At 67.8% G+C, this 26,119-nt stretch carries 23 protein-coding genes; 19 read left to right on the top strand and 4 right to left on the bottom strand.

What is annotated here, in order from left to right:
* Nucleotides 1-7: 7 nt before the first annotated feature.
* From AC1DS0_RS19715 to AC1DS0_RS19655, 13 genes are all read left to right on the top strand, one after another.
* Nucleotides 8-754 (top strand): enoyl-CoA hydratase/isomerase family protein, encoded by a 747-nt coding sequence (locus AC1DS0_RS19715; protein ID WP_476815973.1) that lies wholly within the window; start codon nt 8-10, stop codon nt 752-754.
* On the top strand, nt 751-1,905 hold the full coding sequence (locus AC1DS0_RS19710; RefSeq protein ID WP_476815972.1) for a CaiB/BaiF CoA transferase family protein: 1,155 nt from the start codon (nt 751-753) through the stop codon (nt 1,903-1,905). The genes AC1DS0_RS19715 and AC1DS0_RS19710 overlap by 4 nt, the downstream gene beginning before the upstream one ends.
* On the top strand, nt 1,902-2,693 hold the full coding sequence (locus AC1DS0_RS19705; RefSeq protein WP_476815971.1) for an enoyl-CoA hydratase/isomerase family protein: 792 nt from the start codon (nt 1,902-1,904) through the stop codon (nt 2,691-2,693). The genes AC1DS0_RS19710 and AC1DS0_RS19705 overlap by 4 nt, the downstream gene beginning before the upstream one ends.
* Nucleotides 2,690-4,327, top strand: coding sequence for an AMP-binding protein (locus tag AC1DS0_RS19700; protein ID WP_476815970.1), 1,638 nt, complete (start codon nt 2,690-2,692; stop codon nt 4,325-4,327). The genes AC1DS0_RS19705 and AC1DS0_RS19700 overlap by 4 nt, the downstream gene beginning before the upstream one ends.
* Nucleotides 4,324-5,316 (top strand): NAD(P)H-dependent flavin oxidoreductase, encoded by a 993-nt coding sequence (locus AC1DS0_RS19695; RefSeq protein WP_476815969.1) that lies wholly within the window; start codon nt 4,324-4,326, stop codon nt 5,314-5,316. Before AC1DS0_RS19700 ends, AC1DS0_RS19695 begins: the two co-directional genes overlap by 4 nt.
* Nucleotides 5,317-5,366: 50 nt before the next feature.
* Nucleotides 5,367-6,338, top strand: a complete 972-nt coding sequence (locus tag AC1DS0_RS19690; RefSeq protein WP_476815968.1) for a Bug family tripartite tricarboxylate transporter substrate binding protein — start codon at nt 5,367-5,369, stop codon at nt 6,336-6,338.
* A gap of 71 nt (nt 6,339-6,409) precedes the next feature.
* Nucleotides 6,410-7,843 (top strand): NAD-dependent succinate-semialdehyde dehydrogenase, encoded by a 1,434-nt coding sequence (locus tag AC1DS0_RS19685; protein ID WP_476816069.1) that lies wholly within the window; start codon nt 6,410-6,412, stop codon nt 7,841-7,843.
* Nucleotides 7,844-7,875: 32 nt separating this feature from the next.
* Entirely contained in the window at nt 7,876-8,271 is a 396-nt protein-coding gene (locus AC1DS0_RS19680; RefSeq protein WP_476815967.1) for a RidA family protein, read from the top strand.
* 4 nt (nt 8,272-8,275) lie between these two features.
* A complete protein-coding gene (locus tag AC1DS0_RS19675) occupies nt 8,276-9,106 on the top strand; it encodes an alpha/beta fold hydrolase (protein WP_476815966.1) in 831 nt (276 codons plus the stop codon).
* Entirely contained in the window at nt 9,099-10,199 is a 1,101-nt protein-coding gene (locus AC1DS0_RS19670; RefSeq protein ID WP_476815965.1) for a mandelate racemase/muconate lactonizing enzyme family protein, read from the top strand. The genes AC1DS0_RS19675 and AC1DS0_RS19670 overlap by 8 nt, the downstream gene beginning before the upstream one ends.
* 156 nt (nt 10,200-10,355) lie before the next feature.
* Nucleotides 10,356-11,948 carry an ABC transporter substrate-binding protein gene (locus AC1DS0_RS19665; protein ID WP_476815964.1) on the top strand — a complete coding sequence of 531 codons (1,593 nt, stop codon included), beginning with the start codon at nt 10,356-10,358 and terminating at the stop codon, nt 11,946-11,948.
* A 123-nt stretch (nt 11,949-12,071) separates the two neighbouring features.
* Nucleotides 12,072-13,013, top strand: coding sequence for an ABC transporter permease (locus AC1DS0_RS19660; RefSeq protein WP_476815963.1), 942 nt, complete (start codon nt 12,072-12,074; stop codon nt 13,011-13,013).
* A gap of 10 nt (nt 13,014-13,023) precedes the next feature.
* Entirely contained in the window at nt 13,024-13,896 is an 873-nt protein-coding gene (locus AC1DS0_RS19655; protein ID WP_476815962.1) for an ABC transporter permease, read from the top strand.
* A 30-nt stretch (nt 13,897-13,926) separates the two neighbouring features.
* Here the strand turns inward: AC1DS0_RS19655 and AC1DS0_RS19650 are convergent, their stop codons facing one another.
* The 4 genes from AC1DS0_RS19650 to AC1DS0_RS19635 form a co-directional block, all read right to left on the bottom strand.
* Nucleotides 13,927-15,204, bottom strand: coding sequence for a cytochrome c (locus AC1DS0_RS19650; protein WP_476815961.1), 1,278 nt, complete (start codon nt 15,202-15,204; stop codon nt 13,927-13,929).
* A 5-nt stretch (nt 15,205-15,209) separates the two neighbouring features.
* A complete protein-coding gene (locus tag AC1DS0_RS19645; protein ID WP_476815960.1) occupies nt 15,210-15,755 on the bottom strand; it encodes a (2Fe-2S)-binding protein in 546 nt (181 codons plus the stop codon).
* Nucleotides 15,752-18,580, bottom strand: a complete 2,829-nt coding sequence (locus AC1DS0_RS19640) for a xanthine dehydrogenase family protein molybdopterin-binding subunit (protein ID WP_476815959.1) — start codon at nt 18,578-18,580, stop codon at nt 15,752-15,754. The genes AC1DS0_RS19645 and AC1DS0_RS19640 overlap by 4 nt, the downstream gene beginning before the upstream one ends.
* A gap of 133 nt (nt 18,581-18,713) precedes the next feature.
* Complete coding sequence (locus AC1DS0_RS19635; RefSeq protein ID WP_476815958.1) at nt 18,714-19,586, bottom strand: MurR/RpiR family transcriptional regulator; 873 nt, start codon at nt 19,584-19,586, stop codon at nt 18,714-18,716.
* A 97-nt stretch (nt 19,587-19,683) separates the two neighbouring features.
* Here AC1DS0_RS19635 and AC1DS0_RS19630 point away from each other — a divergent pair, with 97 nt between their 5' ends.
* From AC1DS0_RS19630 to AC1DS0_RS19605, 6 genes are read left to right on the top strand one after another with little or no spacing between them, the layout of a single operon-like run.
* Entirely contained in the window at nt 19,684-21,294 is a 1,611-nt protein-coding gene (locus AC1DS0_RS19630) for an ABC transporter substrate-binding protein (RefSeq protein ID WP_476815957.1), read from the top strand.
* Between the two features lie 31 nt (nt 21,295-21,325).
* Nucleotides 21,326-22,303: an ABC transporter permease gene (locus tag AC1DS0_RS19625; RefSeq protein WP_476815956.1), complete on the top strand. Its 978-nt coding sequence runs from the start codon at nt 21,326-21,328 to the stop codon at nt 22,301-22,303.
* Nucleotides 22,300-23,208, top strand: coding sequence for an ABC transporter permease (locus AC1DS0_RS19620; RefSeq protein WP_476815955.1), 909 nt, complete (start codon nt 22,300-22,302; stop codon nt 23,206-23,208). The genes AC1DS0_RS19625 and AC1DS0_RS19620 overlap by 4 nt, the downstream gene beginning before the upstream one ends.
* Entirely contained in the window at nt 23,205-24,188 is a 984-nt protein-coding gene (locus AC1DS0_RS19615; RefSeq protein ID WP_476815954.1) for an ABC transporter ATP-binding protein, read from the top strand. Before AC1DS0_RS19620 ends, AC1DS0_RS19615 begins: the two co-directional genes overlap by 4 nt.
* The gene (locus AC1DS0_RS19610; protein ID WP_476815953.1) at nt 24,185-25,192 is read left to right on the top strand and encodes an ABC transporter ATP-binding protein; all 1,008 of its coding nucleotides are present in this window, start codon (nt 24,185-24,187) and stop codon (nt 25,190-25,192) included. The genes AC1DS0_RS19615 and AC1DS0_RS19610 overlap by 4 nt, the downstream gene beginning before the upstream one ends.
* Nucleotides 25,189-26,064 (top strand): alpha/beta hydrolase family protein, encoded by an 876-nt coding sequence (locus AC1DS0_RS19605; protein WP_476815952.1) that lies wholly within the window; start codon nt 25,189-25,191, stop codon nt 26,062-26,064. The genes AC1DS0_RS19610 and AC1DS0_RS19605 overlap by 4 nt, the downstream gene beginning before the upstream one ends.
* The last annotated feature ends 55 nt before the right edge of the window (nt 26,065-26,119 follow it).

The raw sequence follows: 26,119 nt of genomic DNA, 5'->3' as shown, positions 1-26,119 counted from the left end.
AGGTATCATGTCCCAAGCCCCAGCCCCCCTGCTCGTCGAGACCCGCGGCGCCGTCCGCATCCTGACGATGAACCGGCCCGACAAGCTCAACGCCCTCGACACGGCGCTGACGCGCGCGCTCTTCGACGCACTGCTCGCGGCGCAGGAGGACGAGGCGATCCGCGCGGTCGTCCTGGCCGGCGCCGGACGCGGCTTCTGCGCCGGTGCCGATCTCAAGGAATTCGCCGACCTCACCCCGGCCAACCAGAAGGCCGTGGTCGCCCGCGCCGACCTGACGACGCGGCTGCACATGCTGCTGCCGGGCCTGTCGAAGCCGATCGTCGCCGCCGTGCAGGGCGTCGCGGTCGGCGGCGGCGCCGGCACCGCGATCGGCTGCGACATGGTCGTCGCCGGCAGCGACCTCAAATTCGGCTATCCCGAGCTGCGCCACAGCATCGTCCCCGCCATCGTAATGACGAGCCTGCAGCGCGCCGTCGGCCGCAAGCTCGCCTTCGAGCTGGTCAGCACCGGCCGGATGGTCGGCGCCGAGGAGGCGCTGCGGCTCGGCTTCGTCAACAAGGTCGTGGCGCCGGAGGACGTGCTGACCGAAGCGCTCGCCATCGCCGAAGGCTGGGCCAAGGTGAAGCCCGTCGCAATGGAGGCGACCAAGCGGCTGTTCTACCGCGTCGCCGACCTGCCCTTCGAGGCGGCCATGGCGGCCGGGCGCGACATCAACGCCCTGATGCGCAGCTTCCGCGACGGGGACGGCGCATGAGACCGCTCGACGGCATCACCATCGTCGATTTCTCGCGCGTCCTCGCCGGGCCGATGGCGACGATGATCCTGGCCGAGATGGGCGCGAGGGTGATCAAGGTCGAGCGCCCGGGAACGGGTGACGAATCGCGGCAATGGGAGCCGCGCGTCGGCGAGGAGAGCGCCTATTTCTTCGCCTTCAACCGCGGCAAGGAATCGATCGTCCTCGACCTGAAGACGCCGGCCGGCCGCGCCGCGGCGAAAACGCTCGCGCTCCAGGCCGACGTCGTCCTCGAAAACTTCCTGCCCGGCCAGATGGACAAGATGGGGCTGGGCTATGCTGAGCTCGCGAACGAGAAGCCGGCGCTCGTCTACGTCTCCAATACCGGCTTCGGCCAGAGCGGCCCCTATCGAGACCGCGTCGGCTACGACACCATCTTCCAGGCGCTGAGCGGCGTGATGGCGCTCACCGGCCATCCCGACGGCCCGCCCGCCAAGGTCGGCGTGCCAATGGCGGACCTGACCGCCGGGCTCTGGAACGCCGTCGCCATCCTGACCGGACTGGTCGGCCGCGCCAGCAGCGGCAAGGGCTGCCATGTCGACCTTTCGATGCTCGATACTCAGATCAGCCTGCTGACTATTGCAGCGGCGCGCCTCTTCGCCCTCGGCGAGGATCCGCAGCGCACCGGCACCGAGCACCCTGGCCGCGTCCCCTCCGCCGCCTTCGCCTGCGCCGGCGGCGAGTGGCTCCATATCAGCGGCAGCGACCAGCACTGGCAGGCGATCTGCTCGGCGCTCGGCCTCACCGAACTCGCGGCCGATGCGGCGCTTGTCCGCAATGCCGAACGGGTGAAACAGCGCGAGCGCGTGATGGCGGCGATGCGCGACGCCTTGGCCGGGCGCAAGCGCGCCGATGTCGCCGAGGCCCTGCGCGCAGCCGGCGTTCCGGCCGGCGAGGTCAACACGGTCGCGCAGGCGCTGGCCGACCCGCATGTCCAGGCACGCGGCATGGTGGCGGAGTTCCGGCATCCGACGGCGGGCGCCTTCCCGGCGCTGCGCAATCCGCTGCGCTTCACCGGCTATGACGCCCCGTCTCTCGGCACCCCACCGCTGCATGGCGCCGACAGCGCCGCTCTCGCCGCCGAATTCGGCCTGAAGGAGATCGGCGCATGAGCCAGAGCCTCTTATCCGGGATGGCGTTCGAGCGCCTGGCGGTCGCCGCCGACGGGCCGATCCTGCGGGTGACGCTGAACCGCCCCGAGGCGCGCAACGCGCTCGACCTGACGATGTGCCGCGAATTGCGCGCCGTATTCGAGGCGATCGAGGCCGATCCCGCGATCCGCATCGCCCGTGTCGACGGCGCCGGCCCGGTGTTCTGCGCCGGGGCGGATCTCAAGGAGCGCAAGGGCAAGGACGAGATCTGGGTGCGGCAACGCCGGCTCGCCTCCTTCGCCGCCTATGATGCGATCGAGCGCTCCAGCAAGGCCGTGGTCTGCGTCGTCGATGGACCCGTGGTCGGCTCCGGCGGCGAGATCGCCATGGCCTGCGACTTCATCATCGCCTCCGAGCGCACAAGCTTCACCTTCCCGGAAGCGCATTGGGGCACGGTCGGCGCGACGCAGCGCCTGCAGCGCGTCGTCGGCAAGAGGTTGGCGAAGGAGCTGCTCTTCACGGCGCGGCGCTGGCCGGTCGAGGAAGCCCTGGCCGCCGGCCTCGTCAACCGCATCGTCAAACCGGACGAACTGGAAGCGACCGTCGCGGAGCTGCTCGCTGAGATCGCCAAGGCGCCGGCACTGGCGCTGACGCTTGCCAAGCAATCGATCGAGCTCGGCGAGAAGACCGATCTCGCTACGGGCATCCGCATCGAGCTCGCCGCGATCGAGCGCGCGCTCGCCGACACCGAATGGCGCAAGGGCCTGGAGGCCTTCGCCGAACGCGACGCACAGGGAAAGAACTCATGAGCGCCAGCGAGCTGCCATCCGATCTGTTCGGCTGCGCCGACACTTTGCCGGAAGCCCTGGCGCGGGCCGTGCGCCTCGCCGGCCGCGAGGAGGCCGTCGTCTGCAATGGCGAACGCATCAGCTATGCCGCCCTCGCCGCCCGGGTCGACGAAGTTGCGACCGCGCTCGCCGCGTATGGCGTCGGCAAGGGCGACCATGTCGGCATCTGCCTCGGCAACAGCATCCCCTGGATCGTGCTGTTCCACGCCATCGCCCGGCTCGGCGCCGTTACCGTGCCGGTCAACACCAGGCTGAAGGCGGAGGAGATCGCCTACACGCTGCGGCAGTCGGACGTCTCGCTGCTATTCATGACCGACCGCCTGCTCAAGATCGATTTCGTCGAGATCCTCAGGCAGATCTGCCCGGCGGTCGATACGAAACTACCGGATACGGCCCTGCCCAAGCTGACCCGCGTCGTAGTTCTCGGCGAGACGGTTCCGGCGGGCGCGACCGCCTTCGCCGATTTCCTCAAGGCGGGCACCGGCCAGCCCGTGCCGGAGCCCGTGCCGACGGCGGATGATCCGCTGCTGATCCAGTACACCTCCGGCACCACCTCCTTCCCGAAAGGAGCGGTACTCACCCATCGCAACATGACCTGGGACGCCTATTCCGCCGGCCGCTTCTTCGGCCTGCGCTCGGGCGAACGCTATTTCAGCCCCCGCCCCTTCTTCCATGTCGCCGGCAGCACGCTCGCCGTGATCGCTTCGCTGCAGCATCTCGCCTGCCTCGTCAGCTGCGAGCGCTACGAGCCGGGCGATGCCTTGCGGCTGATGGAGGAAGAGCGCTGCACGCTGATGTCGGGCAACGACACCATCTTCCTGATGCTGCTCGACCATCCCGATTTGCCCCAGCGCAAGCTCTCCCTGCGCGGCGGCTGGGCGGCGGCGACGCCCTCGGTGATGGAGCGCATCGCGCGTCAGCTCGGCGCGACCGAGATGGCGGTCTGCTACGGCCAGTCGGAAGCCTCGCCGAATATATGCACCGCCGCCTGGTGGGACCCGCTCGCCGACCGGATCGCCGGCTGGATGCGCATCCATCCCGGCGTCGAGGTCGAGATCCGGGCGACCGAGGATGGTCCCGAGCCCGGCCCTGGCGAGGTCGGCGAGATCTATGCGCGCGGCTGGAACGTGATGCAGGGCTATTACGCCAAACCCGAGGAAACCCGCGCCGTCCTCAGCGAAGACGGCTGGCTGCGCACCGGCGATCTCGGCCGCCTCGCGCCCGATGGCCGGCTCGCCTTCGTCGGGCGGGCCAAGGACATCATCCGCGTCGGCGGCGAGAACGTCGCCTCGGCCGATATCGAGAACGTGCTGCACCGCCATCCCGGCATCCAGCAGGCGCAGGTCGTCGGCGTGCCCGACAAGCGCCTGATCGAGGTACCCGCCGCCTTCGTGATCCTGGCGAGCGGCACCTCGCTCGCACCCGACGAGATCATCGCCTGGAGCAAGGAGCACCTCGCCGGCTTCAAGGTGCCGCGCTATGTCGAGATCGTCGAGAGTTTCGACCAGATCGGCATGACCGCGAGTTCCAAGGTCCAGAAGAACAAGCTCGCCGCCCATGCGCGCCAGCTCTTCGGCCTCGAGGCTGTGGCATGAGCCTGAGCATCGAGACGCGCTTCACCCGGCTGGTCGGCATCGACCTGCCGATCGTGCAGGCCGGGATGAGCTGGGCCTCCTCTTGCGCGGCGCTGCCGGCGGCAGTCTCGGGCGCCGGCGGGCTCGGCGTCATCGCCGCCGGGCCGATGCGGCGCGACGACCTCAAGGCCGCGATCGCCGGAGTGCGCGCCGAGACGGATCGCCCCTTTGCCGTCAACGTCCCGCTCTACCGCAAGGAGGTTGACGACATCCTTGCTTTGCTCGTCGATGAGCGCGTCCGGATCATCATCGCCTCGCAAGGCGGGCCGGATCGCTATCTCGACCGCTTCAAGGCGATCGGCACGCTCTGCCTGCATGTCGTCGCCTCCGAGGTCCATGCCGCCAAGGCCGCGGCCAAGGGCGTCGACGGTCTCGTCGTGGTCGGCGGCGAGGCGGGTGGCCGCCCGCCGCCCGAACTGGTCTCGACCCTGGTGATCGGCCGCGCCGTGGCGAAAGCCGTGCCCGAGCTGCCGATCGTGCTGGGCGGCGGCATCGCCGACGGCCAGGGCCTCGCGGCCGCGCTAGCGCTCGGTGCCGATGCCGTGCAGCTCGGCACCCGCTTCATGGCAACGCCGGAGGCGCGCCTGCATGACGATTACCGCCAACGCGTCGTCGCGGCGTCGGTCTCCGACACCATGGTGGTCGGACGCGGCTTCGGCATGATCCGCGTGCTGCGCAACCGCTTCGCCGAGGCGATGGCGGCAGCCGAGCGCGCCGGGCGCCCCGACGAGGAACGGCGCGAACTGTTCCAGCGCTCCTCGCTCAAGCTCGCCGCCTTCGACGGCGACATCGAGGACGGCAAGGTCGAGGCCGGGCAAAGCGCCGGTCTGATCGACGACATCGTCCCGGCCGGCGAACTCGTGAAACGGATCGCCGGGGAATACCGGGCGACGCTGGCACGGCTGCCTGCAGCTCAATCCATTCGCGAGCCCGCCTTGCAGCCTTCGTGACGACCCGCGCCGCCAGAGCCGGAAAAACCATAAACGGGAGGAGGATCGAGATGGACAGGCGCAGATTCATGGCGACGGCCGGGGCTGCCATGCTGGCTCCGCGGGGAGCTGGCGCGCAGGGCTATCCTGTCAGGCCGATCCGCCTGATCGTCACCTTCGCGGCCGGCGGCCCCGCCGATCTGTTCGCCCGCGCCCTCGCCAGCGGGATGAGCGCCCGGCTCGGCCAGCAGGTGGTCATCGACAATCGCCCCGGCGGCGCGGCCGGGCTGCCGGCGATCGACGCGATCGCGAAGGCCGGGCCGGACGGCTACCAGATCGCTCTTGCCGGCGCGGCGGCGCTCTCGACCGTGCCGTTCATGGTCGCGAAAATGCCGTTCGACTGGGAAACGAGCCTGACGCCGCTCACGCTGGTGTCGCGCGTTCCCGAGGTCATCACCACCAACGCCAAGCTCGGCCTCAAGAGCCTCGCCGATCTCGTCGCCTACGCGAAAAAGAATCCCGGCAAGGTCAATTTCGGCTCGGCCGGGCTCGGCAGCATCACCCATCTCGCCAGCGAGCTGTTCAAGGCGGAAGCGGGGGTCGACATCACCCATGTCCCCTATCGCGGCGCGGCCCCGGCCGTGAACGACCTGATCGCCGGCCATATCGACATGGTCACCGCCGATATCCCGGTGCTGCTGCCGCAGATCCAGGCCGGCAGCGTCAACGCCCTCGCGGTCACCACGGAGAAACGGATCAAGGCCCTGCCGGATGTGCCGACCACAGCCGAGGTCGGCTTTCCCAAGGTCGTCTCCGACAACTGGTACGGGCTGGTCGGCCCGGCCGGGATGCCGACGGAGGTCTCCGGCAGGATCCACGCCGCCGCCTTGGCGACGCTGCGCTCGGACGAGTTGCTCAGGCAGTTCGAGAGCCAGGAGGCGATCTCCTCGCCGACCTCCCCGGATGAGTTCGTCGCCTTCATCAAGGCCGAGCGGGCGAAATGGGGCCCGCTGATCGCCTCGATCGGGGTCAAGCTCGAATAGCGCTCCGCATTCCTCCCTCAAATCACCGGGTCGCACCGCTGCGGCCCCTCGCTCCCAACGCAGGACCTCGGATCATGCTCGACAAGCCCCTTCTCATCGCCGGCAGCTGGCGCGCACCATCCGGCTCCCGCACCGGCGAGGTCGTCGATCCCGCCACCGGTGCAGTGATCGGCAAGCTCGGCTTCGCCGAGGCGTCCGATGTCGACGCTGCGCTGGAGGCCGCGCGGAAGGGCTTCACGACCTGGCGCGCCATGACCGCGCTCGAACGCGCGCACATCCTGCATCGCGCCGCCGCGCTGGTCCGCGAGCGCGCCGAGGTGATGGCTGAGCATATGACCCGCGAGCAGGGCAAGCCGCTCGCCGAGGCGCGCGGCGAAGCCGGCACGGCGCCCGAGCATATCGAATGGTACGCCGAGGAAGGTCGGCGCGCCTATGGCCGCGTGATCCCCTCGCGCATCCCCGGCGCACGCCAGATCGTCGTCAAGGAGCCGGTCGGCCCGGTCGCGGCCTTCAGCCCCTGGAACTTCCCGCTCGCCCAGCTCGTCCGCAAGATCGCCGGAGCGCTCGCCGCCGGCTGCTCGATCATCGCCAAGCCGCCGGAAGAGGCGCCCTCCGCCTGCATCGAACTCGCCAAATGCTTCCAGGAGGCCGGCCTGCCCGAGGGCGTGCTCAACATCCTGTTCGGTGTGCCGGCGGAAATCTCCGAGCGGCTGATCGCCTCGCCGGTGATCCGCAAGGTCTCGTTCACCGGCTCGGTGCCGGTCGGCAAGCATCTCGGCGCGCTGGCGGGAGCGCAGGCGAAGCGCGCCACCATGGAGCTCGGCGGCCACGCCCCCTTCATCGTCTGCGATGATGTCGATCTCGACGCGGTGGTGAAGCTCGGCGTCGGGCTGAAGTTCCGCAATGCCGGCCAGGTCTGCGCCTCGCCAACGCGCTTCTACGTGCAGGATGCCGTCTATGACGGCTTCCGTGCCGCCTTCACGGAAGCTGCCAAGGCCGTCAAGGTCGGCCCCGGCGCGGCCGAGGGCACGCAGATGGGCCCGCTCGCCAATGCCCGCCGGCTCGATGCGCTGCAGGATTTCGTCGCCGACGCCGTTCAGCACGGCGCCAGGCTCGAAACCGGCGGTCGCCGCATCGGCAATGAGGGCTTCTTCTTCGAGCCGACCGTCCTCTCCGATGTGCCCGACAGCGCCCGGATCATGCGCGACGAGCCGTTCGGGCCGGTCGCCGCGCTGGTGCGGGTCGGCTCGGTCGACGAGGCGATCGAACGCTCCAACGCGCTGCCCTTCGGCCTCGCCGCCTTCGCCTTCACCCGCTCGACGAGGCGCGCGGCGCAATTCGCCGACGGGCTCGAGAGCGGCATGGTCTCGATCAACCATTTCGGCCTCGCCGCCGCCGAGACGCCCTTCGGCGGCATCAAGGATTCCGGCTACGGCAGCGAAGGCGGCACGGAGGGGCTCGAAGCCTACCTCTCGACCAAATTCGTCAGCCAGGTCGGCGCCTGACCCCATCTCTTTCCAACCGCAAGAGACGATCCATGACCACGCTCCAGCACAACCCGGCCTCGATCGCGCCGCCCGCCCGCAATCTCTATTCGCACGGGGTCGAGACGCGGGGTGCCGGCCGCCAGCTCTTCGTCGCCGGACAGGTCGGCGTCCGGCCCGATGGCTCCATTCCCGAAGCCTTCGACGACCAGGTCCGGCAGATGATGGAGAATATCGGCGCCGTCCTCGCCTCGGCCAGCATGGGCTTCGACGACATCGTCAAGATCACCGCCTATTGCCGCAGCGCCGAGGAGATCATCGGCTATGCCGGCATCCGCAACGGCTACTTCTCGGCAAAGCCGCCGGCGACGACGGCCTTCGTGGTCGGCGGCCTCGCCAACCCGGCCTGGCTGATTGAGGCCGACGCCATCGCCTTCAAGGCGGACTGAACCGGTGAACACCGCCCTGCCCCCGCCGCGCTCGCGGCACGAAGCCCAAGTCGACGTTGGCGACGGCGTCCGGCTATGGGTCTGGGATACCGGCGGCATTGGGCCCGCCATCGTCCTGCTGCACGCCTCGGCCGGCAGCGGCGAATGCTGGGACCAGCAATGGCCGGTCTTCGCCGAAGCCGGCTACCGCGTCATCGGCTATTCCCGGCGCGGGCATTTCGGTTCCGAGGCCGGAGACCAGGCCGCGCCGCCACCGGCCTCGGCCGATCTGCTCCGCCTGGTCGATGCCCTCGGGCTGGATCGCTTTCACCTGATCGGCACCGCCGCCGGCGGCATGGTTGCGACCGATTTCGCGGTCTCGCATCCCCGGCGCCTGCTCAGCTTCGTCATCTCCAGCAGCATCGTCGGACTGGTGGACGACGATTATCAGGCGATGCTGCAGCGGCTGCTGCCGCCGCAGTTCGAGCAACTCCCCCATGATTTCCGCGAGCTCGGTCCGTCCTACCGGGCGCAATGCCCCGAGGGTGTCGCCCGCTGGAACGCAATGCTGGCGCGCTCGGGCATCGAGCGCGTTCCCTTGCGCTTCGCCAATCGCGTCCGCTGGGCCGATCTGCAGCGCTTCGATTTCTCCACTCTCGTCCTGACCGGCGATGCCGATCTCTACGCCCCGCCAGCCAATGCCCGTCTGATCGCCGACCGGATCCCCGGCGCGCGCCTCGCCATCCTGACCGGTTCCGGCCATTCGCCCTGGTGGGAGGTGCCGGAACTCTACAACCGCGAAATCCTCAGTTTTCTCGGCTCGGTGAGCCGCCAGGAGCACCTTGATCATGGCTAGCCCTTCCACAGAGGCCGACCGGATCGTCACCGTCGAGGTCAGGCGCTGCGTCCAGCCGCAGCAGGACCCGGCCTGGCGCTTCGCGCTCGGTGGCATCCCGCGCCTTGACGGGCTGATCGTGACCTTGCGCACGTCTTCCGGCCTCGTCGGTGAGGGCCATGTCGAGGCGATGTCCTTTTATGCCGACGATCTCGCCGGCTCGGAGGCCGCAATCGCGGTGCTGCGTCCGCTCCTGCTCGGCGCCGACCCGCTGCACTACGCCCTGACGCGAGATCACCTCGACAAGGCCCTCTCCGGACACGAAGCGGTCAAGGCCGGCATTGACAGCGCGCTCCATGAGCTGGCAGCGCGAGCCTTGCAGGTACCGCTGCATGTGCTCTTCGGCGGCGCGCGGCGAACCAGCGTCGAGCTCCAGCGCATCCTGCCGCTCAAAGACCCACAGGGCATGGCCGCCGATGCGGCACGGCTGACAGGGCTGGGCTATCGCTGTCTCAAGGTGAAGGTCGACGGCGATGCCGATCTCGCAGAGGCGCGCGTCAGGGCGGTGCGCGAAAGCGTCGGTCCTGCCGTCAGGCTCTCGGCCGACGCCAACCAGAGCTACACGCCGAAGGCCGCGCTGCGCATGATCGAGCGCATCGCCCGCCATGGCGTCGACCTCGTCGAGCAGCCGGTTCCCGCCGCTGACATTGCCGGTCTAGCCTTCGTCTCGCAGCGCAGTCCGATCGCGGTCGAGGCCGACGAAGCCATCCGCTCGCTGCGCGACATCGTCACACTGATCGCCGAAGGCGCCTGCGACAGCTTCAACCTGAAGAGCTCGGTCCTCGGCGGGATCGGCAAGGTCTTCATCGCCGCGCAGATCTGCGAGGCGGCGGGGGGCGCCTACCGGGTCGGGACCGCCTATGGCCCCCGCCTGATCGCGGCCCAATGCCTGCATCTGGCCGCCGCGTTGCCGTCTTTCCACTACCCCGTCGAGTTCGCCGAATTCGATCATCTGCTGGACGATCCCTTCACCGGCCTGGAGGCTGCGGAAGGCCGGCTCACTCTACCGCAAGGTGTCGGCTCCGGATTGTCGCAACTATCGGAAAATGCTTGACATTCCCGAGGCACGGCCTCAGGCTTCAAAGATCAGGCGGTTGGCGATAGCGAGGGTCTCAATCCTCGTTATATCGAGCCTTCCTCACCGACACAGGTCGATCAAACGCCGCAGAGCGCGCGACCCGTGATCTCGTTCAGGTGAGGAGCTCAGACAATGAACATCCGGACAAGTTTTGCGCGTGCCATACGCACCGCGGGCGTCGTAGTCGCAGCCAGCATGACGACGCTCGCCGTCGCGCAGGAGAAGGACACCTTCCGCTTCGCCGCAGCGACCGATCTGCGCGTCATCGATCCGGTCTGGTCGCTGGAATACAACAGCCGCAACCACGGCTATCTCGTCTACGACACGCTGTTCGGCTTCGACTCGAAGTTCCAGGTCAAGCCACAGATGGTCGATACCTGGACGATCTCCGACGACAAGCTGCGCTATGCTTTCAAGCTGCGGCCGGGCCTGACCTGGCATGACGGCACGCCCGTCACCGCCGCCGACTGCGTCGCCTCGATCAAGCGCTGGGGCCAACGCGACTCCGTCGGCCAGGCCCTGATCGCCGCTGCCAGCGAGATCAAGGCGGCCGGAACCGACAGCTTCGAGATCGTGCTGAAGGAGCCATTCGGCCATGTGCTCTCGGCGCTGGCCAAGACCGGCTCGCCGGTGCCGTTCATGATGCCCGAGCGCATCGCCAGGACCAGCGGCTTCGAGCAGATCAAGGAGACGATCGGCTCAGGCCCGTTCATGTTCGCGCGCGACGAATGGATGCCGGGCGACAAGGCCGTCTACAAGAAGTTCAAGGGCTACAAGCCGCGCTCCGAGCCCTCCGACTTCATGTCGGGCGGCAAAATCGCCAATGTCGAGCGCATGGAGTGGGTGTTCATCCCGAGCGGCGCCACCGCCGCGGCCGCGCTGCTGGCCGGCGAGGTCGACTGGCTCGAGCATCCGCCCTCTGACCTGCTGCCGACCCTGCAGAACGACAAGGACATCACCGTCCGCGCCGTCGATCCCTTCGGCATGCAGACGATGATCCGCTTCAACCACATCCATCCGCCCTTCGACAACGAGAAGGTCCGGCGCTCCGTGCTGCAGACGATCGAGCAGGGCGAATACCTGCGCGTCCTCAGCGACGACAAGCGCAGCTGGGAGCCCTGCCGCAGCTTCTATTTCTGCGGCACCCGCTTCGGGCGGGACCTCGCGCCCGAGCAGCTGCTGCTCAAGAAGAACCTGGACGAGGCCAAGAAGACGCTCGCCGCCTCCGGCTACAAGGGCGAGAAGGTCGTGCTGCTCGACGCCGTCGACGACGCGATCCTGCACCCGGTCACCGTCGTGCTCTTCGACAACCTCAAGGCGATCGGCATGAATGTCGAGCTCCGGGCGACGGATGGCGCCACTATCTTCGCGCTGATGCTGAAGCAGGAGCCGATCGCGCAAGGCGGCTGGAACATCGGCCCGCAATATGCCGACAGCACGAACTACTCCGTGCCCTTCCTCAACAACGCCCTGCGCGCCGGCGGCGTCGGCAAGGCCTCGATCGGCTGGCCCAAGAACGAGGCAATCGAGACGCTGCGGACCGCCTTCCTCAAGGCGCCGGAGGCCGAGCAGGGCGCCATCGCCGACAAGATCCAGCAGGAGGCCTACACCGCCTCGATCTACGGACTGACCGGCCAGTACAAGCAGCTCACCGCCTATCGCAAATCCGTCGACGGCCTGATCGATTCGCCGATCCCGCTGTTCTGGAACATCCGCAAGAAGTGAGCGGCTGGCGGCGCGCGCCCCCCTGCGTGCGCCGCCTACCATCTCGAGCAAGCTCACGCCACCGGGCGATCGGCAAGATCGACGGTCTAATGCGTGGCCTGCCCTGCAGAACGGAAAACACCGATGCTGGCCTATATCCTCAAGCGCCTGCTCGCGACCATCCCGGTGATGGCGACCGTCGCGGTCATCGTCTTCATGCTGCTGCATCTGACGCCGGGCGACCCGGCCGCGCTGATCGGCGGCGATCTCGCCACCCCCGAGGATTTGCGCCGCATCCGCGAGCAGCTCGGGCTGGAGCGGCCGATCGCCGAGCAGTTCCTCGGCTGGCTCTGGCAGGTCCTGCAGGGCGACCTCGGGACGTCGCTGTTCAACCAGATGCCGGTGTCGCAGCTGATCGGACAGCGGATCGAGCCGACGCTGATCATCGGCCTGACGATCATGACCTTCGCCGTGATCGTCGCGATCCCGCTCGGCGTCATCGCCGCCTGGAAGGCCGGCAGCTGGATCGACCAGCTGATCATGACGCTTGCGGTCATCGCGTTCTCGATGCCGATCTTCCTGATCGGCTATCTCCTGATCTTCAAGTTCTCGGTCGAGCTGAAATGGTTCCCGGTCCGGGGCTACCAGCCGATGTCGGCGGGGCCGGCGAAATTCTTCCCGCACATCGTGCTGCCGAGCCTGACCGTCAGCTTCATCTACATCGCCCTGCTGACGCGGATGACCCGGGCAACGGTGCTCGACGTGCTGAACCAGGACTATATGCGCACCGCCCGCGCCAAGGGCATGGCGACGCCGCGCATCCTCGCGGTGCATGCGCTGAAGAACGCCGCCGTGCCGATCGTCACCATGGTCGGGATCGGGCTTTCTTCGCTGCTCGGCGGCATCGTCGTCACCGAGACCGTCTTCGCCATCCCCGGCATCGGCCGCCTGATGATCGACGCGATCATCCGCCGCGACTTCCCGATCCTGCAGGGGGTGATCCTCGTGCTGTCGGCTCTCTACGTGCTGATCAACCTCCTGATCGACCTGTCTTATTCGCTGTTCGATCCGCGCATCCGCTATTGAGAACGAGCCCATGAGCATCGCCATCGAGGCCCCTCGCAAGAGCGCCCGCACCCGGACCTTGACCTATTGGCTCCGGCGCTATCCCCTCTTCATCCTCGGCTGCATCGGACTGGCGGCGATCATCCTGCTCGCTGTGTTCGCGCCGCTGATCGCGACGCATGATCCGGTCGCGATCAATCCGGCCGCACGGCTGCGGCCCCCGAGCGATGCCTGGCTGTTCGGCTCCGATCCGTTCGGCCGCGACGTCTTCAGCCGCGTCATCTGGGGCGGGCGGGTCTCACTCACTGTCGGCATCGGCGTCGCCGCCCTGTCTGTCTGCCTCGGCCTTGCCATCGGCATGATCGCCGGCTTCAACCGCGTCGCCGATGCGGTCCTGATGCGGATCATGGACGGGATGATGGCGATCCCCGGCATCCTGCTCGCCGTCGCGCTCGTCGCCATCGTCAAGCCCAGCATCACAACGGTCGTTGTGGCGATCGCGATTCCCGAAGTGCCGCGCGTCGTGCGCCTCGTCCGCTCGGTCGTGCTGAGCATCCGCGAGCAGCCCTATATCGAGGCGGCGCGCCTGAGCGGCGTGCGCTTTCCCGGCCTGCTGATCAGGCATGTGCTGCCGAACACGATCGCCCCGCTGATCGTGCAGGCGAGCTTCGTCTGCGCCTCCGCGATCCTGTCGGAAGCCTATCTCAGCTTCCTCGGCCTCGGCATCCCGCCGACCACGCCGACCTGGGGCAGCGTGATCTCGGAGGGGCGCAATGTCGTGCAGCTCGCCTTCTGGGTCGTGCTCTATCCGAGCCTCTTCCTCGGAGCGACCGTGCTGTTCATCAACCTGATCGGCGACGGCCTGCGCGACATGCTCGATCCGCGTCTCGCACGGACCTTGTGAGCCCCGCTCGCTGCGCTGGCGCCCTCGGGCTCAGCGCAGCCGCTTGACCTCTTCGACCGTGACGCTCGGCTGCTGCCCGCCCCAATTCGCGCGCAGCCAGTTGGAGAGGTCGGCGACCTGCTGGTCGGAGAGCTGGCCGGCGAAGCCCGGCATGGGTTGCATGCGCTCCAGCCCGGGGAAGCGCTGGGCCGGGATGCCGGTCAGGATGACCTTGTTCAGGTTGCGCGCATCGGCCAGCCGCAGCGAGGCATTGGTCGCCAAGGGCACCACGACATGCGGGATGCCCTGCCCGTCCACGCCATGGCAGCTGGCGCAGACGGCGACGTAGCTGGCGCGGGCCGAGGTCGCGACTTCGGCGGAGACGGCGACGGGTTTCGGCGGCGGCGGCGGGGTCGCGCTCTCCGGCAGCTTGTCGAGATCGAAGAGATAGGCCGACATCGCCGCGAGGTCATCGGCCGTGAAATACTGGGTCGAGAAGTGGACGACCTCGAACATCTGGTTGGTCATGGCGCCCTGCGCCGAGATGCCCGACTTCATGAAGCCGGCGAAGACCAGCGGATCGAAGCCCATCCGCGTCAGCCCGGCCTTGGTGATATCCGGCGCGATCACGCCTTCGAGCTCCGAGCCCTGGAGATAGGCGCTCTCCTTCATGCCCATTGCGAGGTTTCGCGGCGTATGGCACTCGCCGCAATGGGCGAGCGCGTCGGTGAGATAGCGCCCGCGATTCCACAACGGCGAGCGCCCGGCGACCTCAGTCTTCGTGTCGGAGGAGAGGTTGACCAGGTTCCAGAAGGTCAGCCCCTGCCGGATATTGAGCGGGAACGGCATATGGTTGGCGCGGTTCGCCACCTTCATCGGCTCGCGGCTCATCAGGAAGGCATAGACCGCGTCGACATCATCAGCCGTCAGCTTGCGATAGGAGGCGTAGGGCATCGCCGGATAGAGATGACCGTGCTTGCCGACGCCGTCGCGCACCGCGCGGTGGAACTCGGCGCGCGTCCAATTGCCGATGCCGTATTCCTTGTCGGGCGAGATATTGGTCGAGAAGATCGCCCCGAGCGGCGTCTCGAAGGGCAGCCCTCCGGCCCAGGGCGCGCCGCCCTTGACGACATGGCAGGCATAGCAGTCGGCAGCGACGGCGACATAGGCGCCGCGCTTGGCGAGCCCCTTCATCTGCTCGGCCGAGAGCGGCTGCTCGATCTCCCTGGCGACCACGCTGCGCTCGAACAGGCCGAGGAAGACGGCCCCCGCCGCAAGCGCACCGACGACAGCGACCGCCAGAGCGGCCAGAAGCAGCTTCCTCGCCATCAGCCTTACGCCTTCACCAAGCCGGGAGTCCTGAGGACGAGATCGCGCACCGCCTCGAAATAGCGGACATAGCCGGTGCAGCGGCAGATATGGCGGTCGAGCGCCTCGCTGATCACCTGCTCCAGCGCCTCGCGTTTGACCGGGTTACGCCTGAGCTGGTCGAGCAGCACCGTCGCGCCGGTGACGAAGCCGGGCGTGCAATAGCCGCACTGGAAGGAGAAATGCTCGATGAAGGCCTGCTGGACCGGCGAGAGCTCGGTGATCGCGCCATTGGCGTCGCGCTTGGCCTGCCCCTCGACCGTCCTGACCTTGCGGCCGGCGAACCAGTGCGCGCCGGTGATGCAGGTCCGCATCTCCTCGAGCGAGCCGTCGGCCTTCTCCAGCACCACAGTGCAGGCATGGCAGATGCCCTGGCCGCAGCCCATGCGCGAGCCGGTCAGGTTGAGGTACTCGTAGAGGAAGTCCTGCATCATCATCGTCTCGGGCACGTCGATCGGGCCGACTGCCTTGTCGTTGATGGTCAGGGAGAGCGTCTTGGTCGCGATCGTCATGCCAGCGCCTCTTTGATCCTCTCCGGCGTGAGCGGCAGGGTGTAGAAGCGCTTGCCGATCGCGTGGGCGACGCCGTTCACGATCGCCGGCACGACGGCGATCATCACCACCTCTGCCATGCCCTTGGGTGGATCGGTGTCGGACAGCGGCGGCAGCACCTCCGCCGTCTGCTTCCAGACTGCGACATCCCCAGAGGTCGGCAATTCGTAACGGTTCCAGTTCCAGGTGCCGTCGCCGGGCCCGTCCTCATAGAGCGGCAGGTACTCCTTTAGGGCGTGGCCGATGCCCATGGCGAGCCCGCCCTGAATCTGGCCGGAAACCAGCTCCGGCACGATCTGGTTGCCGCATTCGAGGATGGAGTGGTGCGAGAGCAGGCTGACCTCGCCGCTGCCGGTGTCGACCACGATCTCGGCCAGCGTCGCCATTGGCGCGTAATAGGTGACGCCGGCATTGTTGCGCTGCGCCGGCGGGTAGGAGACCGAGGCTCGCTCGACGAAATGCCAGCCTCCTTCAGTCATCAGCGCCTTGCGCTCGGCCGGCGCGCCGTCGCCGTACTTCACCGCCAGCGCGTCGATGGCGAAGCGCCGCCGCCCGGCACCCGGCAGCTCGAACTCCGCCTCCGCCCACTGCCAGCGGTTGAAGCTGTGCACGGTGATGCCGGTGACCAGGCCGAGCCGATGCGCTTCGGCCGCGATCTCGGCGAAGGGCAGTGGCTGCATCGCTGCGGCCGTGACCCTGCCGTTGACGACACGCAGATCCTCGCGGCGCACCGCTTCCGGCGCCATCTGGCCCCCGCCGATGCCGCGCGACCACAGCGAGCGCGCCGCCGGCCAAATCGTCAGATCAACCAGAATGCGAGCCGCCTCGCGCGTCGCGTGGCCGAGATAGTAGACGCTGTTGGAGGCGCTCATCGGCGAGGTGAAGCTCGGCGTCCAGCGCGGATTGGCCATCCGCCTGTCTTCTTCCTCCTGCGACAGCGTATAGGGCTCGTCGGTGGTCTCCAGCGGCATTTGCGGCCAGCGCACTTTGCCGAACACGGTCTCGTCCGGCTGCTTGCCGAGGATGGCGGCGGCCATCACCGCCTGCGAGGTCGTGGCGCCCGTGCCGATCTCATGGGCGACATGCGACAGCTTGAGGCGCCCGCTCGCATCGAATTCGAGCGCGCAGAGCGCAGCCTCGGCGCCGGTGCCGTAATCCTTGTGCACATGGCCATAGCCGACGCCGTATTTCTTGCCGGGATTGTTGGCCTCGAACTCGGCCTTGCGCTTTTGCCTGCCGGCCCAGAGCGGGTGCTTTTCCGCCTTCGCCAGGATCTCGTCATGGCGCAGCGCCCCCGAGGGGATCGCGCCCTGCGAGTTCTTCATCCCCGATCTCAGCGCATTGCGCTTCCGGAACTCCATCGGATCGAGGCCGAGCGCTTCAGCGGCCTCGTCGACCATCATCTCGGTCGCCGCCATGGTCTGCAGCGTGCCGTAGCCGCGCATCGAGCCGGCATCGACCGCGCGCGAGGACATGATCGCCGCCGAGAAATCGCTCTTCGGCAGATAGTAGATCGACTGCGCCGCCGTCGCTCCGACCGTGCCGACCGAGACCGAGAAGTTCTCGCGCCCGCCGCCGTCGTTCTGGTAGCGCCCGGTCATCGCCCGGAACTTGCCGGTCTTGCGGTCGATCACCATCACCTTCTCCATCTGGAAGGCATGGCGCTTCAGCGCGGTCTGGAACTGCTCGTAGCGGTCATTGGCGAGCCTGACCGGGCGCCCCTCGCCATAGAGGCCGGCGAGCACGCAGAAGAACGGGAAGAGCGCGTGGTCCTTGGTGCCGTAGCCGACGGTGTAGCCGATCTTGAGGTCGATGCTCCCGAGCGCGAACTTCGACTTTGACAGCATATGGGCCGCCATCTCGGCGACCTCGTGCGGCGACTGCGTCGCGATCAGCGCATGCAGCACGCCGGTCCCGCGCTCGTACCAGACATTGCCGTTGTCGGCCTCCATGGCGGAGGCATCGGCTGACTGGGTCGAGTAGGAGCGCCGCAGCACCAGGACATCGTCGCCGGCACTGGCGATCTCGCGCTCGATCTCGGCCGCCGCCGCCATGCCGCGCGCCATCGCGTCGCCTTCGCCGGCGGCAGGCCATTGCGGCTCGGTGCCCTTGAAGCCGGCGCGGATCGTCGTGTCCTTCAACGCTGAATAACGATCCTCGGCATCGGGATTGCCGCCGTCGATCCGGACATAACGCGCCGCGCCATAGGGGCCGGGCGTGGTCGAGGGACCCTCGGCGCCATAGCGCACGACCTTGTCGTTGAAGCGCAACCTGCGCTTGGCGGCGTCGTAGCGGGCGAAGTCGTGATAGATCAGCATGGCGACGGGCTGACCGAGCAATCGCGCCGTCTGGCCCTTCGGCACGAAGAAGACGTCGCCATAGAAGCCCGGCCACGGCGCCGGCATCGCGATGCCATCGGCGATGAGGTCTTCCTGCAGCACCAGCCGGTCGGGCTTGAGCTCGTCGCCGAGCAGAGAGAGGTCGACGGTGTCGAAGACACGGTCGACCCGCGTCGCATGCAGCATGAAGGCGTGCGCCTGCTCCTTCGGCCAGCCGTCGAGATCGCGGGCGCGATAGTCGCGGGTGAAGGTCTTGCCGCCGGTGACCTTGGCGATGGCGTCGAGCCGGTATTTCGGCTTGCCACGGGCAGTCAGCCAATCGGCGCCTGGACGCGGCGGCGTCTCGATCAGTTCCGCCTGCGTCGCGGAGGGCAGCAGGGAAATCTTGACGGCAATGCCGGCGGCGCCGACCTTGAGGAAGCTTCTGCGCGACAGATCCGCCTTCACGCGGAACCTCCCACTGTCTTTTACGAGCACATCTCGTTTGTCCGAATCATTCTAAAAGCAGACAGCGCGCGCGTACATGGGATTGTTGCTCGGACCGGTTGTGTGGGACAGCGGCGCCAGCTGGCCGCACTGCCTAATAGTGGAACGTCCAGAGCAGGCTTTCGCTCAAGCCCTTCAGCGCCTCGACCGCATCGGGGCGCTCGCGCGCCAGCGTCGTGATCAGCGCATCGGCCACGGCGAAAGCGGCGGTCGGCGAATTCGGCAGGAAGCTGTTGCGGGCGGGTGCGAAGAACGTCATGTCCGCCAGCGGCACCAGCGGCGATGACGGGCTGTCGGTCAGGGCGACCAGGACGGCACCGCGCTTCTTGGCGAACTTGGCGAGCTCCAGTGTAGCGCGCGAATAGCGCGGCAGCGAGATCGCAATGACGACGTCCTGCGACCCGGCCGAGAGCATGTGGCGGACGGCGCGCTCCGGCCCGCCGCGCGAGGAGGCGAAGACGACCTCGGCGTCGAGATAGAGCGCCAGCCCATCCTCGAGGAACGCCCCGACATAATGGCTCGCGCCTGAGCCGACGATGAAGATGCGGCGCGCCTTCAGCATCAGGGCGATGGCGCGGTTGACCGTCCCCTCCTCCAGCGTCGCGATCGCCTCGTCGAGATTGGCGGCCTCGCCCTTCAGCGTCGTCGCCATGGTGGCGAAGACCGAGCCGGCCGTGGCGCGGGCGTCGGCGAGCCCCTCGACCGGCCCGAGCGCAACCTTCAGCGCCGTCGACAAGGCGCCACGGAAGTCGCCGTAGTTGCGGTAGCCGAGCGCCCGGACGAAGCGGGTCACGGTCGCGGTCGAGGTGCCGCTCTTCTCGGCCAGGCCCTCGATCGTCACCGTCGCCGAGTCGAGCGGACTCTGCAGGACGAAGTCGGCCGCCTTGCGATGGCCTTCGCTCAGCGAGGGGTAGATCTGGGCGATGCGATTGGCGAGATCCGTCGTCGGCTTCAGGGCGCGTGACATGGCTTTCCCGCTGATTGACGTCGGATCATTTTCATGTTTGCTACCGCGTGAAAATAAAGCTGTCAAAACGACCAGCTACGGGAACGGAGACCGACCGATGCGTCAGCGCGCGCTCATCACCCTTCTGCTCGGCGCCAGCATGCTCAGCGCGCCTGCCATGGCGCAGACCCTGCGCATCGCGCTGGCCTCCGAGCCGACCGCCGTCGACCCGCATTATCACGAGTTGACCCCCAACAACGCGCTCGCGGCCCACATCTTCGACAATCTCGTCTTGCAGGACCAAAACCAGGCGCTGAAGCCGGGCCTCGCCACCTCCTGGGAGAACGACGGCAAGAACCGCTGGACCTTCAAGCTGCGTCAGGGCGTCAAGTTCACCAACGGCCAGTCCTTCGGCGCGCAGGACGTGGTCTTCACCTTCTGCCGCACGCTGAAGAACGAGACCAAGGTCTCCGACTCCTTCGCCGACGTCACCAGCAACTTCGCCAAGGTCGAGACACCCGACGCCAGCACGCTGGTGATCGAGACCAAGGTGCCGGAACCGCTGCTGCCCAATCTGCTCTCCAGCCTGCCGATCCTCTCGGCCTCGATCGTCCAGCACGGCGAGATCAAATACGACGTCGCCAATAACTGCGGCGTCACCGGTCCCTGGCCCGTGGTCAGCAACTTCAACGACGGCACGATGGCGATCGGCACCGGGCCGTACAAGCTGAAGTCCTATGTCCGGGGCTCGGCGATCGAGCTTGAGCGCAACCCGGATTACTGGGGCGGCGCCCAGCCCTGGGCAAGTGTGCGCTTCCTGCCGGTGACCAATGCCGGCCCGCGCCTCGCCGGCCTGCTCGCCGGCGACTACGACGTGATCGAGAACCCGGCGGCGCGCGACCTTGGTCGCATCAAGAGCGACAAGCGCTTCGGCTCGGTCATCACGCCCTCGACCCGCATCGTCTATTTCCAGCTCGACGTCGCCCGCGACGAGAGCCCTTTCGTCAAGGCGCCGGACGGCAAGAACCCGCTGAAGGATGCCCGCGTGCGCAAGGCGATGTCGCTCGCCATCGACCGCGAGGCGATCGTCAAGCGCATCATGGACGGCGCCGCCGAGCCGGCCTACCAGTACCTGCCGACCGGCATGTTCGGCACGCTGCCGAACCCGCCCAAGCTCGCCTATGACCCGGCCGCGGCGAAGAAGCTGCTGGCCGAGGCCGGCTATCCCAACGGCTTCCAGCTGACGCTGTCCTCGACCAATGACCGCTACATCAACGACAGCCAGATCACCCAGGCGGTCGCGCAGTATCTGACCCAGATCGGCATCAAGGCCGAGGTCGACGCGATGACGCGCGCGATCTACTTCCCGCGCCGCGCCAAGAAGGAATTCAGCGTCGCGATCGGCGGCTGGGGCTCGGCGACCGGCGAGGCCGCCTCCTTCCTGCGCCAGTGGCCGCCGACCCCGAACGAGGCCAAGACCCTCGGCGGCTCGAACTATGGCGGCTACAAGAACGACGAATTCGACAAAGTGATCCGCACCGCAGTCTCGACGCTCGACGACAAGAAGCGGGCGGAGCTGCTGCAGCAGGCGATGAAGCTCGTCCTCGACGACGGCGCCTTCATCCCGCTCCACTTCGAAAGCGGCATCTGGGCCTTCAAGTCGGAGCTTGCGGTCGCCGGCCGTGCCGACCAGTACATGCTCGCCATGTCGGTGAAGCCGGCGAAGTAAGCCGGCAAGCACTCGCCCGAGGCTCAGTGCCATGACCGCCTATGTCCTGCAGCGGCTGATCCAGAGCGTGCTCGTGCTGCTCGCGGTCTCGGTCGTGGTCTTCTTTGCCGTCTACGGCATCGGCGATCCCGTAGAGCTCCTGGTCTCGCCCTCGGCCAGTGCGGCCGAGCGCGAGGCACTGATCCGCCGGCTCGGGCTCGATTTGCCGGTCTGGCAGCAATACCTGACCTTCATGGCTAATGCGCTGAAGGGCGATCTCGGCCGCTCCTTCGTGCATGGCGTGCCGGCACTGCAGCTCATCCTGCAGCGGCTGCCAGCAACGTTCGAGCTCGTCCTGCTGGCGATGACCATGGCGCTCGTCGCCGGCATCCCGCTCGGCCTGATGGCGGGGCTGAACCCCGATAGCCGGCGCGCCCGCATCGTCATGGCCGGCACCGTGCTCGGCTTCTCACTGCCGAGTTTCTGGAAGGGCATGATGCTGATCCTGCTCTTCGCTGTCTGGCTCGGCTGGCTGCCGACCGCCGGGCGCGGCGAGACGGTCTCGCTCCTCGGCATCCAGACCAGCCTGCTAACCTTCGACGGGCTGCAGCACATCGCCCTGCCCGCGCTCAACCTTGCCATCCCGAACCTTGCGCTGATCGTGCGCCTCGTCGCCGCCGGCACCACCGAGACGATGACGCAGGACTACGTCAAATACGCCCGCGCCAAGGGCGTCCGCCCCAGGCGCATCGTCAACCGGCACATCCTGCGCAACATCCTGATTCCGGTCGTCACTGTAGTCGGCGTCGAGTTCGGCAGCCTCGTCGCCTTCTCGACCATCACTGAGACCGTCTTTGCCTGGCCGGGCATGGGCAAGCTCCTGATCGACTCGGTCTACCAGCTCGATCGCCCGGTGGTCGTCGCCTATGTCCTGCTGGCGACGCTGCTCTTCGTCACCGTCAACTTCCTGGTCGACGTGGCCTATGCCGCGCTCGACCCGCGGGTGAAGCTCGCCGGAGAGCAGGCATGAGCGCGGAAACTTCCCGCCTCGCCGGCCCCATCCAGGCCGACACGCCCCTGCGCGAGAAGGTGCTGCGCCATCTGCGCAACCGCCCGACCACGCGCGGCGCCGCGATCCTGCTCGGTATCATGGTGGCGCTCGCTCTGCTGGCTCCGTTCATTACGCCGCAGAACCCGCATGATCTCGGCTCGCTCAGCGTGATGGACAACCGGCTGGCCCCGGGCGAGCGCGGCATGAGCGGCTTCACCTACTGGCTCGGCAGCGACGCGCAGGGGCGCGACATGCTGAGCGCGATCCTCTACGGCCTGCGCACCAGCCTGCTCGTCGGCCTCGCCTCGACCGTCGGCGCGCTCTCGATCGGCATTCTCGCCGGGCTCGCCGCGGCGCAGTTCGGCGGCGTGGTCGACGCCATCATCATGCGTATCGTCGACTTCATGCTCGGCTTCCCCTCGATCCTGGTCGCGCTGGTCCTGCTCGCCTCGATCGGGCGCGGCGTCGACAAGGTCATCCTCGCCATCGTGCTGGTGCAATGGGCGCAGTATGCCCGTCTGATGCGGGCGGCGGCGCTGGTCGAGCGGCGCAAGGAATACATCGAGGCGGCGGTGAATTTCGGCCTGCCGACCCGCCACATCATGCTGGCGCATCTCTTGCCGAACTCGGTCGGCGCGGTGCTCGTCGTCGCCTCGATCAGCATCGCCTCGGCGATCACGCTGGAGGCAACGCTCTCCTTCCTCGGTGTCGGCGTGCCGGTGACGCAGCCCTCGCTTGGCCTGCTCATCGCCAATGGCTTCGAATTCCTGCTCTCCGGCGAATACTGGATCGCCGTCTTCCCCGGCATCGCGCTCGTGCTCCTGATCATGTCGCTCAACCTCGTCGGCGATCGCCTGCGCCGCAGCTTCAACGTGCGCGCATGAGCGAGACCCCTCTCCTTTCCGTGCGCGGGCTCAAGACCGTGTTCCATGCGCAGGACGGCGCCTGGCCAGCCGTGGACGGCGTCGATTTCAGTGTCGCCAAGGGCGAGGTCCTCGGCCTCGTCGGCGAATCCGGCTCGGGCAAGTCGGTGACCGGTTTCTCGCTGGTGCAACTGATCGATCCGCCGGGCGAGATCGTCGCCGGCGAGGTGCTGTTCGACGGCACCGATCTGCGTGCCGCCTCGCAGGAGCGCCTGCGGCAACTGCGCGGCAACCGGATCGCGATGATCTTCCAGGATCCGCTGATGACGCTGAACCCGGTGCTCAGCATCGGCGAGCAGATGAGCGAGGCGATCCTCGAGCATCGCGACTGCAGTCGGCAGGAGGCACTGGACAAGGCGGCGAAGGCGCTTGCGCGCGTCGGCATCTCCTCGCCCGAGACCCGGCTGAAGCAATTCCCGCACGAATTTTCTGGCGGCATGCGCCAGCGCGTCGCGATCGCGACCGCACTCCTGAACGATCCCGACCTGATCATCGCCGACGAGCCGACCACGGCGCTCGACGTCACCATCCAGGCGCAGATTCTCTACGAAGTGCAGAAGCTCTCGCGCGAGACTGGGGCCGCGGTGATCTGGATCACGCACGACCTTGCCGTCGTCGCTGAGCTCGCCGACCGGGTCGCGGTGATGTATGCCGGGCGCATCGTCGAGATCGGCGAGGTCGAGACCGTGCTCGACCGGCCGCGCCATCCCTATACGCTCGGCCTGCTCAACTCCTCGGCGACCATGGTCGAGCCGGGCGAGCGCCTGCACCAGATCGACGGCATGGCGCCGCGCATCGACTCACGCCCCTCCGGCTGCCCGTTCCGGCCGCGCTGCGAGCGGGCACTGCCGATCTGCGCCGACAGCGATCCGCAGCCGCAGGCCCATGACGGCCGGACCTTGCGTTGCCACAACCCCGAACCGGACCGGGTGGCGGCATGAGCGAGACCCTGTTCGAGCTGCGCGGCGTCCGCAAATATTTCCGCGGCAAGGCCAATATCGCCGAGCGCATCCTGACCGCGATCGGCCGGCACGCGCCGCCCGCGACCCTGAAGGCGGTCGACGGCGTCGATCTCAGCGTTCGCAAGGGCGAGGTGCTCGGCCTGGTCGGCGAGTCCGGCTGCGGCAAGTCGACCCTGGCACGCATCGCCACCGGCATCCTGCCGCCGACCGAAGGCGAAGTCTTCTACCGGGGGCGCTCGGCCGCGGCGCTGAAGGGCAAGGACCGGCTCGATTATCTGCTGAAGGTGCAGATGATCTTCCAGGACCCCTATGCCTCGCTCGATCCGCGCATGCGGGTGAGCCGCATCGTCGGCGAGGCGCTTTCGGTCCATAAGCTCGTGCCGAAGGCGGAGCTCGACGGCGCGGTCGACCAAGCGCTGTCTGAGGTCGGTCTCGATTTCGCCTATCGCGAGCGCTACCCGCACCAGTTCTCCGGCGGCCAGCGCCAGCGCATCGGCATCGCCCGGGCGCTGGCGGTGAAGCCCGATTTCCTGGTCTGCGACGAGCCGGTCTCGGCCCTCGACGTCTCGATCCAGGCGCAGGTGATCAACCTGTTCATGGATGTGCGCGAGCGCCACGGGCTGACCTATCTCTTCGTCAGCCACGATCTTGGCCTCGTCCGCCATATCAGCGACCGCGTCGCGATCATGTATCTCGGCCGCATCGTCGAGATCGGCAGCGCCACCGCGATCTTCGCCGAGCCGGCGCATCCCTATAGCGCCGCCCTGATCAAGGCGATCCCCTCGGCAGCACGGCGCAAGAGCAGCTTCCAGCCGCTCAAGGGCGAACTGCCGTCGCCGCTGGCGCCGCCCTCGGGCTGTCCCTTTCACCCGCGCTGCGAACACGCCATGGCGGTCTGCCGCGAGGTCCGCCCGGAACTCACGGAAATCACGCCCGGCCGCAGCGCCGCCTGCCACCTGCACATGACAGAAAAAGCCGCATGACCATGACGCTTACTCTCGATCCACCGCAGGGCCGCAGCACCTTGCCCTTCATCGACGCCCGCCATCCGGAGCGGCCGCTGGAGGTCAATTTCTACCGGCCGGCGCGGCATCGTCCGGAAGACGAGGTCGTCTTCGTCCAGCACGGCATGCTGCGCAATGGCGACGACTACCGCGACTTCTGGATCGAGGCCGCCGAGAAGCACAACCTGCTGATCGTCGCGCCGACCTTCGGCAACGAGCACTACCCCAAGGCCGAGGGCTACAATAACGGCCTCGTCGTCGGCGAGGACGGCTCGATCGCCGCTTCCGAAGATTGGCTCTACGCCGTGCCGGCCCGCGTGCTGGCGGCACTGCGCCAGGCCGGCGTCACCAGGCGCGACAAGGTCAAGCTGTTCGGCCATTCCGCCGGCGGCCAGTTCGTGCACCGCCTGCTGGCGACGCAGAGCGAGACGCCGTTCGAGACCGCCTTCGCCGCCAATTCCGGCTGGTACACGCTGCCGACGCTGGAACGGCGCTTTCCGGAAGGACTCGGCGGACTTGGCCTCGGCGAGACGGAACTCAAGCGCTGGCTCGCCTGGCCGATGGTGATCTTCGCCGGCGATCAGGACATCGTCACCAGCGATCCGAACCTACCGGCGCAGCCTGAAGCCCTGGCGCAGGGGCCGATGCGCTATGCCCGCGCCCATTTCATGCTCGACTTCGCCAAGGCGGAGGCGGCCAGGCGCGGCCTGCCCTGCAACTGGTCGCTGATCACCGTGCCCGGCGTCGGCCATGACGGGGCGGCGATGTCGCGCGCCGCCGCCGCCTGGTGGTACGAAGGCCGCATCCCGTCGGTCGAGGAATTGCAGCCGGAAGCCACTCCAGTCGCCTGAGGCTCGACCGGCCAAGCCCGATCTGCGACATCTGGCGTCCGATTTGGCGGGAGGC

It is taken from the genome of Allobosea sp. P4_H5 (genome assembly GCF_056400825.1).
This window is presented reverse-complemented; position numbering and strand designations above follow the sequence as displayed.